Source organism: Saccharopolyspora terrae (genome assembly GCF_004348435.1).
GTDB lineage: Bacteria > Actinomycetota > Actinomycetes > Mycobacteriales > Pseudonocardiaceae > Saccharopolyspora > Saccharopolyspora endophytica.
Genome location: NZ_SMKS01000100.1, coordinates 1 through 13,553 on the forward strand (window position 1 = coordinate 1; position 13,553 = coordinate 13,553).

Sequence of the window (13,553 nt, forward strand, 5' to 3'; positions counted from 1 at the left end):
GAGTTGACGGGCGTTGCCGGTCGGGGTGGCGGAGGGGAGCCTTCGACGGCCTGGGGGTTCTGGTCACAGGTCGAGGGTGAGGTTCGTTCGGGCTCTGGAGACGCAGGGCGTGATGTGGGTGGGGTGTTCGGATGGTTGCAGGTAGAGGTCGTTGTGGAGGGGGTCGCCTGCGGTGTAGGGGGTGACGCATTCTCCGCAGACGCCTTTGCGGCAGCGGTTCGGGACGTCGATGTCCGCTGATCGCAGTGCGTCCAGGAGGGTTTCGTCCTCCCCGACCCGGAGGGTCGTGCCGCTCCGGCGCAGGTGGGCGGTGAAGGGTTCGCCGGTGGCCGGGGTACTTCCGAAGTGCTCCGCGTGGACGCGGGTGGGTGGCCAGCCGGCGTCGCGGGCCCGGGTGGTGACCTCGTCCATGAACGGCTTCGGGCCGCAGGCGTAGAGGTGCGTCCCCAGGGGCTGGTCGGTGAGGTCGAGGGTGCTCCAGAACTCGTCCCGCGACCCGCTGATGTGACCGTGCAGGTCGTCGGCATGGGCGGCGTCGCGGGAGACGTAGTGCACCTCGACGGAGCGCTGCCAGGTCTGGGCGGCCCGGAAGTGCGAGAGAATCGGTGTGATGCCGATTCCGGCGGCGACGAGCAGGTGGTGGCGGGCGGTGTGCACCGGCGCGAAACCGCTTCGGGGATGGCCGGTTTCGACGACGTCCCCCGGACGCAGCCGGTGCATCCAGCGCGAACCCCCGGAGCCGAGGCGCACCGAGATCTCGTAGTGCTCCGGGCGGAACCCGTCGCCGGTGAGCGAGTAGGAGTTCCAGCGCGGCCGTCCTCGCTCGTCGGCGCCGCACAGCACGTCGAGGTGACTGCCGGGCGTGTACGAACGCAGCTCTCCCACCAGCCGGATCCCGCGCACGCCCTCGGTGATGCTCCGGGTGTCGGCGACGGTGAGCCGGTTCATCGGCGCAACCACGCGAGCAGCTCGGGACGGATCTCGCCGTAGCCCTTGTAGTCGGCCATCTCGTCGGGAAGTTCGGCGAGCACGGCCGCGAACTGCTCGCGCCAGGCCGGGACCAGCACCAGCTCCCGCATCGGCAGCAGGTGGGTGCGGATCAGGAACATGATCGAACCCGACATCGGCAGCCGGATCAGGTGCTGGACCTCCACCCGCAGGTGCAGGTCGTCGCCGATGTCGGACAGCCGGCCGCGCTCGGCGCCCCACTCGTCGTAGGTCTCCAGCGAGGCGTCCAGCCGGTGCCCGACGGTCGAGCTCCAGTTCAGCCGCCGGTAGCAGTCGCCGGGCTGCATGCCGAGCAGGAACCACTCGGCTCGCGGGATCGCGCCGTCGGCGAAGTCGCGCGGGACGGGGCCGTGCAGTTCGGTGAACGACATCCCGAGCACGAACCGGATCGACCAGTTCGACGCGAAGGTCACCACCCCGGCATCGGCGAACAGCCGTCCTTCGCGCTCGTCGAGCAGCACGATGTCGTCGGGCACCTGCGAGGCCGCGAACCGCAGCGGCGGCTCGCCCAGCGAGTCGTCGTCACCGAAGCGGAACCGCCGCGCAACACCGAGTCTCGCGTTCTCCCAGTGGAATTCGCGGTCATCGCACGGCGTCAGCGTCATCGCCGGGTCGGTGGCCGCGGCTTCGGAGAGCAGGTGCAGCAGCGCGTCCCAGGACGCCGCCCGCATGTGCCCGAGCTCCACGTGCCGACCCGGGTCGCGGCCGAGGATCGCCGCGCGCTCGGCGAGTTCGGCCTCGTAGGCCTCGTTGAAGCCCAGGACCGCGCCGCCCCACTCGCCGGCCGCCGTCCGGTGAACGCGTGGTGCGGGCTCGACGTTGACGCTGTAGCGGTAGCGGTCGCCCTCCAGCGGCCACGGGAACCGCCGGACTCGTGCTGGCAGGGTCACCGGAACGCCTCCACGTCGGCGCGAAAACCCAGGTACGAACCGCGGAACCGGGACACGTGGGAGTAGATGTGCAGCAGCTGGCCGCACCCGCCGCAGGCCGTGCGCTCCCCCGCCGACGCCGTCACCTCGGTGTCGGCGGCGCAGTGCGCGCAGTGCACCACCACCCGCTCCCGGCTGGTGACCTGGCAGCGGATCTCCTCGTCCACGGCGCCGGCCGAAAGCGCCTGCGAGCGCAGCGCCAGCACGTCGGCTTCGGGGCCGGCCAGCATCAAACGCCACCCGACCCGCGCCTCCCGCAGCTGCGCGGCCAGGGCTTCGGTGGCGGTTACGACGTCGTCCGCCTGCGACGTCCACACAGGACGGTCGATCGACCGAACCCATCCGCGGGTGATCTCCAGCGCCTCGTCGCCGATCCCGAGGACCGCGAACCAGCGGCCCGACGGATCGACCTCGACCCGCTCCGGCCACGCGGGCAGGCTGGTGCGCGCACCGGCCGCCATCCGCTCGTCGGTCATCGCATCCCCCGCCCCCGAGTACACAAAGGCCGGGCGCGGGTGTCAACCACGCCCGGCCCAGGTCACGGGTTCACTGCACGGCCCAGTACCCGAACGACTTGTAGTCCGGGGACGGGCCGAACGAGGTCAGCGCGGCCAGGCGGACGGTCAGCTCGCTGCTGGTCACCAGGTGCGCCGGGATCGTGATGACGGTTTCCGACCAGCCCTTCGTCTCCGGCTTGAGCCAGTGCTTGCCGAGATCGGTGCCGTCGACGATCACCCGCACGTCCCGCGCTCCGGTGTACAAGCCGGGCTTGGGACCGGCGGAGTCGTGCCGGGCGATGAGCCGGACCTCCTCGCCGGGGAGAAGGTTGCGCAGCGTGAACTCCTCCTCGCCGACGATGTGCCTGGCGCTGTCGACGACCTCGTGCCCACCGGTTTCGAGCGTGCGGGCCTCGGTCAGCGGCTGGAAGCCCGCTCGCGAGGTGTGCACCTCGTGGTCGTGGTCGGCCTCCGAGTCCATCGACCCGACGTTGACGTGGTCCCGGATGGTGCCGCGGAACGGCCGCATCGGCACGTCACCGGTGTCGATCAGGCTCCAGTCGGCCTTGTACACCGTCATCACCGGCAGCGAGAGCACCGGCGCTCCCAGGACACCGGCGTCGGCGAGGTGTTCCAGCTGCACCCCGTTGGGCATGCGGTCGTAGATGGCGATGTAGTCGGGGCGGTCGTCGGGCGACATCGCGCGCAGTTCCTCGTAGAGCGCGCCCATGCCGTGCAGCGCGGGCTTGGCGAGGCCGTTGGTCGTCAGTCCCACGAGGTCCACCGTCGGATGTCCGCCCAGGTAGGCGGCGGCGCCGACGTCGTGCACGCCCAGCCGCGCACCCTCCGGCAGGTTGCCCTTGGTCCAGGCGGCCAGGGCGACGACGCGCTCCCGGATGCCACCGGAGTCCTGCACCGCGTTGTGCACCCAGGTCGGCACGGACAGGGCCGTGAACAGACCGGCCACCGCCAGCAGCGCCACCGGGGCCTTGTCGCCCAGCCGCAGCCGCTTGCCGACCTCGACCAGACCGATGACGGCGGCGAGCACGAACAGCGGCAGGAACGGCTGCAAGTAGCGGACCTGCTGCCACAGCGCGGTCCCCATCGTGGAGATCGCGCCGAGCGCCAGCAGCGTTCCGATGCCGATCGTCCAGCCGACCCACCGCCGCGTCCCGCCGTCGCGCACCAGCACGGCCACGCCGAGCGCGGCCAGCAGCAGCGCGCCGGGGAAGGCGAAGTCCTGCCGGTTGAGCCCGGCGAGGATCTCCATGAACGCCGAGAAGTTGTCCGCGGTCTTGCCCGCGAGCTCGCCGAGGCTCAGGTTCGGCATGCTCATGTGCGACTTGGCCTGCGAGCCGTTCGGCGAGGAGTGCCCGGTGGTGACCAGGTAGAACAGCAGCTGTGCGGCGATCACGGCGAACGGCAGCGCGCACCAGGCGACCGAGGCGATCCTGGTGGCGAGGTTCCGCCCGCGACGCGCGCTGAGGACCATCATCAGCGGCGGCACCAGCAGCAGGAACACCAGGGCTTCCAGCCGGCACAGCGCGGCCAGCGCCACCAGCACCGGGGTGAACCGGAAGACCCCGCTCGGCGCCTCGCGGACCAGCATCAGCAGCGTCGCGACCAGCAGCAGCGAGGTGATCGAGACCTCCATGCCGCTGGAAGCTCCCCACAGCAGCGGCCCGCTGAGCGCGACGAGCACGCCCGCCCACACCCCCGCGATGGGACCGGCGACGCGGCGACCCAGCAGCAGCACACCACCGGCGGTGAGCGCGTGGCAGACCACTCCGGACAGGACGGCGGCGGGCATCAGCAGACCGCCGTCCATCCCGAGGAAGTGCAGCGCCCCCAGCACCACCACGTAGAGCAGGCTGCTGGCGCCGGTGCTGATCGGGTCGCCGTCGTTGTACCGCAGGAACTCGCCCTGCCCGATCTGCTTGCCGTACTGGAGGTGGATGTAGGTGTCGTCCAGCGGCGGGATGTAGTGGCCGCCGTTGTAGTGGACGTTCACCAGCACGAAGCTCAGCCCGGCCAGCAGCGCCAGCAGCGGCACCGCCCACAGGGCGGTCCGGTCCGCGCGCCACCGGGACGCGGGGATGTTCCCTCGTCGTGTCGGCTCGGATAACTCAGGTTCGACGAGGTCGTTCGTCACGCTCAACCCAACGGGTCCTTCCAGGAAAGTGTGTCGCGCCCGGCGCGCCGGTGGGCGGGCCCGCGTGATCGACTATAGATGGGCGTTTTGGGCCGATTCACCGGGACATCGGCTCCGGTCAGCCCTCGGCGTTCGACGTCCAGGTGTCGACGGCGGCGACGAGGCTTTCCACCCAGCCGTGCAGGATGCGGCGGCCATCGGATCCGCTGGCGCCGCGCGGGTCGCCGAGGACGCCGTTGTCGCTGACCGCGGCGGTGCCACCGTCGCGAAGCCGGTCGATCAGCTCGTGCAGCGGTTCGGTGTTGCCGGGTTCGGCCCGTTCCAGGTGGACGGCGTGCGGCCGGAGCGCGAGCATCGCGGAGGTTTCGGTGCGTCCGGCGTGGCTGTCGTCGGCCGGTCCGGTCGGCGACCAGGCCAGCACCCGGCGACCCTCGGAACGCAGCGTGCGCACCGCATTGCGCACCGCAACGGCGTTGCCGCCGTGGCAGGAGACGAGCACCACCCCGGCGAAGGCGTCGGCCGAGCGGCCGAGCTCGACGAGCAGCAGTTCGGTGGCGGCCCGCCCGATGGACAGGGTGCCGGGGAACGCGGCGTGCTCCCCGCTGGAGCCGTAGGCCACGGCGGGCGCGACCACGACGGGCCGCTGCTCGGCGAGGCGATCGCACAGCGCGACGGCGATGTCGGTGTCCACCGTGCACGGCAGGTGCGGGCCGTGCTGCTCGGTGGCGCCGACGGGGACGGCCAGCAGCCGGGGTTCGCGCAGCTCGGGCCAGGTGGTGTCGCCGAGGTTCACGCCGAGTCCCCGTTGACCGGCACGCTGCTGCGCCCGCCCCGGTCGGTGAGCACCGGCCGCAGCGCGATCGTGCTGCGTTCGCGCAGCGCCCCGCGCAGCACGCCGCAGCCGTAGGCCGCGTCATCGGCGACGCGGGCGAGGGTGTGCCGGATCGGGTCGAGCTCGCCCTTCTCGGCGAGGTGGCGGGCGGCGACGAGGGCGAGCACGACGCGCCCGCGCTTGGTGAGCAGCAGCGGCGGGATCGCCAGCGGCGCCCAGGACCGCCCGAGGGCGTCGCCGAGAAGCCGTGCCGCACCGAGGTTCCCGCGCGCGGCGAGCTTGATCGACTCGGTCGCGGGGATGCCGAGCGCGCCGAGCTTGCGGGCGAGCAGGACGGCCGCCGCGCCGGTGACGGCCAGTGCGAGCTGGGGACGGCCGAAGGCGATCAGCAGCCAGGTCAGCACGCTCCACAGCGAGATCCGCACGGGTGCGACGTGCTCGCCGTGGCGCCGTCCGAGCGGCCCGGCCGAGCAGCCGTAGCCGTAGCGCTGCCGCAGCAGGGCGGGCCAGCTGGGACGCGGGGCGTGTTCGACGATCGCGGCGGGCTCGTAGCGGGCCTGGTGCCGGGCGGTGAGCCGCCACACGAGGTCGACGTCCTCGCCGAAGCGCATGGTCTCGTCGAAACCCCCGAGTTCGGCGAGGGTTTCGGTGCGCATCAGCAGGGCGGCGGTGGGGACGTAGCTGATGCGGCTGCCGGGCAGCACCGGTCCGGGTTGAGCGCCGAGATCCAGCGGTGAGCGGGTCTGCTCGTAGCGCTCCAGCGCCGAACCACCGGGAGCGCTGCGCACTCTCGGCGCCACCGCGGCGACGTCGGGTGCTTCGAAGTGGCGCAGCAGCGGGGCCAGCCAGCCGGGTTGCGGGAGGGTGTCGGCGTCGAGGAAGGCCACCAGCGGCGTCGTGACCAGCCGCCATCCGGCGTTGCGGGCCGCGGCCGGACCGCGTGCGGTGTCGTGGCGCACGGTGGCTCCGGGGATCGGCGTCGGGGAGCCGTCGTCGACGACGATGACGCGCAGGCCCTCCAGCGCCGCGAGCAGCGCGGTGGGGTTCTCGCCGCGGACGGGGATGACGACGGTGAGGTCATCGGTCCCCAGGTTCGCCGCGTCGTGCTCGGGGTGCACCAGACCGGTGCGGACGAGCCGGTCCGCCAGCGATCTGCCGCTGGTCACGGGTCTTCCCGCGATCCAGTCGTCGAGGAGTTCGCCGCCGCGCGCGGTCAGCCGCATGATGCGGTACGGGGACCCGCCCGCGACGGTCCGCCCGTCGTCCCAGCGCTGCAGGCTCGGATCGGCCACCAGTCTCACGTCGTGAAGCCTCCGTCCGCGTGGACGACGGTGCCGGTGATCGCCGAGGCGCGTTCGTCGCAGAGCCAGCACACGGCGGCGGCGACCTCCTCGGGTCCCAGCAGTCGTTCGACGACCTGGTGCCCGGCGAACTGCTCCACGTCGTCGAGGTCGTAGTAGGCGGCGGTGGCGGTGAGCATGTCGGTGCGGGTCGATCCGGGCGACACCGCGGTGGCGTTGATGCCGGTTCCGCGCAGGTCGGTGGCCAGCCCGCGGATCAGCCCGACCACCGCGTGCTTGGCCGCGTTGTAGCCGGCCAGGTGGTAGAGGCCCCGGTGCGCGGCAGCCGAGGCGAGCGCGACGAACCGCCCGGCGCGGGGTTCGGGGCGCCGCAGCATCGCCGGGATCGCGGCGCGGGCGAGGTTGGACACGCCCCGGACGTCGATGTCGAAGAGCAGGTCCAGCTCGGTGTCGGTGGTCTCCCACAGCGGCGATCCGCCGGCCATCACGGCGGCCGCGGCGACGGCGGCGTCGAGCCCGCCGAACTCGGCCTCGGCGACCTGGACGGCTTCGGTCAGCGCGGCGGCGTCGCGGACGTCGGCGACCACCTCGCGCACCGACTCCGGGTGCTCGTCGGCGAGTCGGCGCAGCTCATCGCGGGTGCCGAGCGGGTAGGCCACGCCGGGCAAGTCGGCGCACACGTCGAGCGCGACGACCCGCCAGCCCTGGTCGGCGAGTTGCCGCACGACCGCGGCCCCCACTCCCCTGGCGGCTCCGGTGACGATCGCGACCCGGTTCACGGCCGCGCCCCGTATCCGTGGCGCCGCAGGTAGGCCAGCAGTTCGTCGGCGGCTTCGGCCGCGCTCAGCGGGCCCACGACGGTCGGCGGGGTGCGCTCGACCAGCGCTCCGGTCAGCTCCAGCACCCGGTGGTGGGCGCTGGCCCCGCTGGGTGCGGGGTGTTCGCGGGCTCGCGGGCGCCGGGGCCGGGCGCTGACGACGTCGGCGCGGCCGGGAGCCGGGGTCCACGGCAGGAGTTCGATCTCGGCGTCCTGCGCGGCCAGCACGGCGGGCAGCGCGGCGCGGCGAAGCCGCAGCCCGCCTTCGACGGAGACCACGGCGGGACTGGGCAGGCGCAGGATCTCGCGGGCGCCCCGGTCGAGACGTCGGTGGACCAGCAGCCGGTCGCCGTCGAGTTCGAGGTGGACGGCCCCGAGCGCCTGGGCGGCACCGAGGTGCGCGGCGAGCAACGCCGGCGTGGCGCCGGTTCCGCCGTCGGTGGACCGGTCGCCGCAGAGCACCAGGTCAGGCGTCTCCGGCACGGCGGCGGCCAGGGCTGCGGCGGTGGATCCGTTGTGCGCCAGCGCATTCGGGTCCAGCGGTGTGTCCAGGTCGACGCGGGTGGCGCGGTCCGCTCCGACCGCCAGCGCCTCGCGCAGCCCCTCCTCCGCTTTCGCGGGACCGGCGGTGATGGCGTGGACCTGGCCGCCGGTGAGCTCGGCGAGCCGCAGCGCGTGTTCCAGCGCAGCGTGTTCGGCCGCGCTCTCGCCCCGGTGCCCGCCGCCCAGGGCGCCGGTGAGCGGGTCGACCTCGACCCGCTGCCAGGATCGGCTCAGTGCCACGGCGATGCGCATGTCCTCAGCCCTTCCGGAACACGACGCCGTGACCGCCGTCGGGGTAGGTCCAGCTGATGGCTCCGGCGTTGTTGCAGATCTGGTAGCAGGTGCCGCATTCGAAGCACTGCTCGTAGTTGAACAGGATGCCGCCGTCGCCGGTGGGCACGAACAGCTTCGCCGGGCAGGCGGCCACGCACGCCTTGGTGGTGCAGGACCGGCAGATGTCGGTGTCGACGGTGATGTGCGCCCGCTCGCCGACGTCGAAGTCCACTGTGTCCATCCGGTCCTCGAACGAGATTCCTCGGTACATGGTCGCTTCTCCTCAGCCGAAGGTGCGCAGTCCGGTCCACGCGTCCGCGGCCAGCTTCCGCAGGCGGACGCCGTGACGGGCGGCGGTGGAGCGGAACAGCTTGCCCAGACCGGGTTTCGGTGTCGGGTTGCCGACGGTGAACACGCCCTGGGCGAAGTCGCACAGCAGTTTCGGGTACTGCTGCTGCACCCGGTCCGACAGCACCAGGCCGGGCGCGCGTTGCAGCCGCTCGTGGTCGGCGAGCACGAAGTTGCCCTTGAGGCGTTCGCGGTAGCCGTCGAGCCCGCTGCCGCTCTCGACGGACTCGGCCGCGGTGCGCCCGGCGGCGAGACCTGATCCGATGGCGAAGTTGACGCCCTCCAGCCAGATCCCGGCCGCCAGGCACATCGCGGCGGCGTCACCGGTCACGAGCATCCCCGGCGCGGACAGCGGCGGCATGCTGCGGTACCCGCCTTCCGGGATGAGGTGCGCGGAGTACTCCTTGAGCTCCGCGCCGCGCAGGTAGGGGGCGATCGCCGGGTGCGCCTTGAGGTCGGCGAGCACCTCCTCCGGCCGCCGGCCCGAGGCGGCGAGCCCGGTGAGCGAGAGGACGACGCCGACGCTGACGGTGTCGCGGTTGGTGTAGAGGAACCCGCCGCCGGGGATGTCCCCGGTGCAGCCGAGGATCTCGAAGTCCGCGCCGTGGTCGCCGGTGAGCGCGAAGCGCTCCTCGATGGATTTCCGCGGCAGCGCCAGGGTTTCCTTGACGCCGAGCGTCTGGTGCTCCGGATCGGTCCGGGGCAGCAGTCCGGCTTGCTTGGCCAGGAACGAGTTGACGCCGTCGGCGGCGATGACCACGCGCGCCCGGATGTCGCCGTCGGGGCGGTCGGTGCGCACCCCGACGATCCGGCCGTCCTCGCGGATCACGTCGGTGGCCACGGTGGAGGTGACCAGCCGCGCTCCGGCGTCGACGGCCTTGCCCGCCAGCCACGAGTCGAAGTCGGCGCGGAAGGTCGTCATGCCGTTGTAGGGGGCGCTGCCCCAGTCCTCGGTGCGGAAGTCGACGGTGAGCGCCTGGTGGTCGGTGAGCATCATGGTGCTGCGGCGGGTCACCCAGCGCTGCACCGGCACTTCGCGCCACCACTCGGGCAGCACCTCGTCGAGCACCCGGCCGTAGACGACGCCGCCGTAGACGTTCTTGGATCCGGGGAACGGGCCGCGTTCCAGCAGGATGACGCTGCGCCCGGCTCGGGCGAGTTCCAGTGCGGCGGCCGATCCGGCGGGACCGGCGCCGACCACGACGGCGTCGACTTCAGGCATCTCGTCTCCGGCGGTCGAGTTCGCGCAGGACTTCGGGGGCGTCGGCGATGATGCCGAGGTCGGCCATCGCGGTCATCGGGCAGGACGGGTCGGTGTTGATGCTGACGATGTGCTCGGGTCGTCCCAGGCCACCGGTGTGCTGCGCGGCGCCGGAGATGCCGAGAGCGACGTAGAGCTTGGGGTCGACGACGACGCCGGTGGTGCCGATCTGCCGGTCGTGCCCGGCCCAGCCGGCGTCGGTGACCACGCGGGTCGCTCCGGCGGAGGCGCCGAGCCACGCGGCGACCTCGGTCAGCGTCCGCATCACCGCGGTGCCGTCCTCGCCTCGCCGCACCAGACCGGCCCCGCCGCCGAGGATGCGGTCGGCTTCGGTGAGCTCGACGGTCTCCGGCTCAGGTTCGCGGACCTCGACCGGTTCGGCGTCGAGCGCCTCAGCGGGCTCGACTTCGACGGTCACGGGCTCCGGCGGCTCAATCGGGTGGCCGATGCCGCGCACTCCGGGGGTCAGCGTCACCACCACGGGCCCCGCGAAGCGGACCTGGACCTCCAGGGCGTCGTCCGCTCTGGACAGATCGGCGGTGTCGATGCCGCAGCGGATCGCACCGGCGTGCAGCGGCCTGCCGGTGCCGAACGCCAACCTGGGCGCGAGGTCGCGTCCGTCGGGCGAGGCGGGCAGCAGCACCACCCGCACCGCGTCGAGCAGCGGCCCCAGCGTCGCGGCCAGCGAACCGGGCCCGACCTGCGCGGATTCGACGGTCCACGTGCTGCGGGCGGTGCGGACCTCCTTGGCGACGCGGGCGGTTCCGGTGCCGGCGAGCAGCACCGCTCCCCCGGCCTCGGCGACGGTCTCGTCGGCCCCTCCGGGCAGCGCGCCGTCGCGGACGACGACCACGGCCAGCACCTCGGGCAGCGCGTTCACAGTCCCACCGCCACTCGATGTCCCTCGATCACGGCCGCGTGCGCGCGCCGCGGTGCCAGGCAGTCGCCCGCGCGGTGCACCGGGAACGGCGCGTCGCGCAGCTCGTGCCACAACTCGTCGACCGGGCTCTGGTGCACCGCGCACACCACCCAGTCGAAGGTGTGCTCGCTCGTGTCCCCGGTGGTGTGCTTGAGGATCTGCAGGGACACCCGCTCGCCATCGGCGGACGCGGCCATGACGACCTCGTCGGTGCGCTGCCCGATCCCCTTGGCGCGCGCGCGGATGGTGAAGGTCTCCATGTCCAGCGTGACGCCGAGGTCCTGGCAGACCACCATGCCCGGGGTGCTGATCTGCACCCGGCACCCCCGGTCGGCCAGCAGCTCGGCGACCGAGGCGGCCTGGTGGAAGCCGAGTTCGTCAACGATCAGCACGTCGCCCTCGGGCGCGGCGTCGCCCGCGAGCACGTCGCGGACGTCGACCACGCGCGCCAGATCGCCCGCCCACCACGGCGATTGCGGTCTGGCCCCGGTGGCCAGCACGACCGCGTCGGGGTGCTCCTCGCGGAGCAGCCGGGCGGTGGCCTCGGTCCCGGTCTTGATGTCCACGCCGTGGCGCTGGCACTCGGCGCGCAGGTTCCGCACCACGTCGAGGAATTCGGCGCGTCCCGGCACGCTCGCCGCCTGCGCGACCTGCCCGCCGGTCTCGGCCTCCCGCTCGAACAGCGTCACGTGGTGGCCGCGCTCGGCTGCGGTGGAGGCGGCCTGCAAACCGGCCGGGCCGCCCCCGACCACCAGCACGCGGCTGCGCCTGCGCGGCATCGGCAGCGCGATCGATTCCTTGCCGGTGCGCGGGTTCTCGATGCAGCCGAGCCAGCGGTTGAGCCCCATCCGGCCGACGCACTCCTGGTTGCAGGACAGGCAGGTCCGGATGTCGGTGGCGTGCCCCGACCGGGCCTTGGCCGCGAAGTCGGCATCGGCGATCTGGCCGCGCACCACGCCCACCAGGTCGCAGTGGCCCTCCTCCAACGCGCGTTCGGCCTGCAGCGGGTCCTTGATGCGGCCGACGCCGACGACCGGCAGGTCGACGGCCTGGCGGATGGCGTTGGAGATGAACAGCGCGTACCCCGGCGGGATCGCCATCGACGCCTCGATCATGTACAGCGTCGAGGTGGCCACGCCGATCGAGGTGTTGATGTAGTCGACCTCGCCCGTGGCCTCGACCATCTTGGCGACCTCGACGGCCTCGTCGATGGTGGTGCCGCCCTCGATCAGCTCATCGCCGCAGATCCGCACGCCCAGCGCCCGGTCGGGGCCGAGGGATTCGCGGACGGCTGCGATGATCTCCAGCAGGATGCGGGCCCGGTTGGCCAGCGATCCGCCGTAGTCGTCGGTGCGCTTGTTGGTGGCCGGGGACAGGAACCCGCGCACGATCGACGAGTGCGAGCACTGCAGCTCCACGCCGTCGAACCCGCCTTCGGCGCAGTGCGCGGCGACCGTGCCGTACCCGGCGACGACCTCGGCGATCTCGCGGGTGTCGATGGCCTTGGGCACTTCGCGGAACATCGGGTCGGGCACGGCCGAGGGCGCCCACACCGGCAGCCGCGAGTACATCGACGACGCCTGTCCGCCGTTGTGGTTGAGCTGCGCGAAGATCGGCGTGCCGTGGGCGTGCACGGCCTCGGTGATGCGGCGGTACCCGGAGATCACCGACGGGTCGAATCCGTGGATGAGCTTCTCGTACGGCCAGTCGGTGGGGTGGGTCGAGTGCTCCTCGGTGATCACCAGACCGGCACCTCCCTCGGCGCGCGCCGCGTAGTAGGCGGCGTGCTGCTCGGTGGGGTGACCGTCGCGCGCGTAGTTGGTCAGGTGCGCGGAGAACACGATGCGGTTGCGCACCGTCACCGGCCCCAGCCGCAGCGGGGAGAACAGGTAGCGGGTCATCGCAGACCTCCCGCCGCTCGACGGCCTTCCAGGATCGCCTCGTGCACGGTGCGGGGTGCGACGCAGTCGCCGATCCGCACCCCGTCGAGCCGCTGGTCCGGCAGCCGGTGTCCGCAGTGGACGACGGTGGCGGCCGGGCGCTCCCGGGTTTCAGCGGTGTGGACGTCCTCCAGGACGACGTGATCGGCCCGCACCTCGCGCAGCAGAGACCGCTTCTCCAACGCCACCCCGGCCCGCTGCAGGCGCGCGTTGGCGTCGGCGAGGTCTCCGGTGAGCGCGAGCTGCGTGCCCACGACCTGGTCCTGCGTCACGATCGCGGTCTCCACGCCCCGGCCCGCCAGCAGTTCGGCCACGCCGACGCCGACGAAGTCGCCGACGGGGTCGTGCACGACCACCGGCCCCTCGGGCGTCTCACCGCTGAGCGCCTCGACCACGTCGAGCACCACGCCCCCGTCGATCTTGAAACCCCGGGGCCCCGGCACGGACCCGGTCGCCACGACGACCTCGCGCCCGGCTACGTCCTCCGGACCGGCCTCGACCCCGAGCCGCACCTGCACACCGAGCCGCCGCACCTCCGCCTCCAACCACTCGACGAGCCGCGCCACACGCCCCCGACCGGCGACCTCGGCCGCAGCCCGCACCATCCCGCCGACCCGGTCCTCGCGCTCCACGACCTCCACGCTGCGCCCCCGCAGCGCCAACACCCGAGCGGCCTCCAACCCCGCCGGACCAGCACCCACCACCAGCACGGACTCCCGCCCCACCCCCGAAC

13 protein-coding genes are annotated in these 13,553 nt (G+C 72.8%); all 13 read right to left on the reverse strand.

What is annotated here, in order from left to right:
* Nucleotides 1-63 precede the first annotated feature (63 nt).
* Nucleotides 64-948, reverse strand: coding sequence for a PDR/VanB family oxidoreductase (locus E1181_RS29640; protein ID WP_132679716.1), 885 nt, complete (start codon nucleotides 946-948; stop codon nucleotides 64-66).
* The gene (locus E1181_RS29645) at nucleotides 945-1,898 is read right to left on the reverse strand and encodes a heme-dependent oxidative N-demethylase family protein (RefSeq protein WP_132679717.1); all 954 of its coding nucleotides are present in this window, start codon (nucleotides 1,896-1,898) and stop codon (nucleotides 945-947) included. Before E1181_RS29645 ends, E1181_RS29640 begins: the two co-directional genes overlap by 4 nt.
* Nucleotides 1,895-2,413 (reverse strand): dimethylamine monooxygenase subunit DmmA family protein, encoded by a 519-nt coding sequence (locus tag E1181_RS32400; RefSeq protein WP_132679718.1) that lies wholly within the window; start codon nucleotides 2,411-2,413, stop codon nucleotides 1,895-1,897. The genes E1181_RS29645 and E1181_RS32400 overlap by 4 nt, the downstream gene beginning before the upstream one ends.
* Nucleotides 2,414-2,483: 70 nt before the next feature.
* Nucleotides 2,484-4,592, reverse strand: a complete 2,109-nt coding sequence (locus E1181_RS29655; protein ID WP_132679719.1) for a hypothetical protein — start codon at nucleotides 4,590-4,592, stop codon at nucleotides 2,484-2,486.
* Nucleotides 4,593-4,704: 112 nt separating this feature from the next.
* Complete coding sequence (gene mftE / locus E1181_RS29660) at nucleotides 4,705-5,379, reverse strand: mycofactocin biosynthesis peptidyl-dipeptidase MftE (protein ID WP_132679720.1); 675 nt, start codon at nucleotides 5,377-5,379, stop codon at nucleotides 4,705-4,707.
* Nucleotides 5,376-6,719 (reverse strand): mycofactocin biosynthesis glycosyltransferase MftF, encoded by a 1,344-nt coding sequence (gene mftF, locus E1181_RS29665; RefSeq protein ID WP_132679721.1) that lies wholly within the window; start codon nucleotides 6,717-6,719, stop codon nucleotides 5,376-5,378. The genes mftE and mftF overlap by 4 nt, the downstream gene beginning before the upstream one ends.
* A complete protein-coding gene (locus E1181_RS29670) occupies nucleotides 6,716-7,498 on the reverse strand; it encodes a mycofactocin-coupled SDR family oxidoreductase (protein ID WP_132679722.1) in 783 nt (260 codons plus the stop codon). Before E1181_RS29670 ends, mftF begins: the two co-directional genes overlap by 4 nt.
* Nucleotides 7,495-8,331, reverse strand: coding sequence for a mycofactocin-associated electron transfer flavoprotein beta subunit (locus E1181_RS29675; RefSeq protein WP_207922378.1), 837 nt, complete (start codon nucleotides 8,329-8,331; stop codon nucleotides 7,495-7,497). The genes E1181_RS29670 and E1181_RS29675 overlap by 4 nt, the downstream gene beginning before the upstream one ends.
* Nucleotides 8,332-8,335: 4 nt before the next feature.
* On the reverse strand, nucleotides 8,336-8,623 hold the full coding sequence (locus E1181_RS29680; protein WP_132679723.1) for a ferredoxin family protein: 288 nt from the start codon (nucleotides 8,621-8,623) through the stop codon (nucleotides 8,336-8,338).
* A 12-nt stretch (nucleotides 8,624-8,635) separates the two neighbouring features.
* The gene (locus tag E1181_RS29685) at nucleotides 8,636-9,922 is read right to left on the reverse strand and encodes an FAD-dependent oxidoreductase (protein ID WP_132679724.1); all 1,287 of its coding nucleotides are present in this window, start codon (nucleotides 9,920-9,922) and stop codon (nucleotides 8,636-8,638) included.
* Nucleotides 9,915-10,841, reverse strand: coding sequence for a mycofactocin-associated electron transfer flavoprotein alpha subunit (locus E1181_RS29690; protein ID WP_132679725.1), 927 nt, complete (start codon nucleotides 10,839-10,841; stop codon nucleotides 9,915-9,917). The genes E1181_RS29685 and E1181_RS29690 overlap by 8 nt, the downstream gene beginning before the upstream one ends.
* Nucleotides 10,838-12,781 (reverse strand): mycofactocin system FadH/OYE family oxidoreductase 2, encoded by a 1,944-nt coding sequence (locus tag E1181_RS29695; protein WP_132679726.1) that lies wholly within the window; start codon nucleotides 12,779-12,781, stop codon nucleotides 10,838-10,840. The genes E1181_RS29690 and E1181_RS29695 overlap by 4 nt, the downstream gene beginning before the upstream one ends.
* The coding region (locus tag E1181_RS29700; RefSeq protein ID WP_132679727.1) for an FAD-dependent oxidoreductase at nucleotides 12,778-13,553 on the reverse strand (776 nt) is incomplete at its 5' end. The genes E1181_RS29695 and E1181_RS29700, both read right to left, overlap by 4 nt.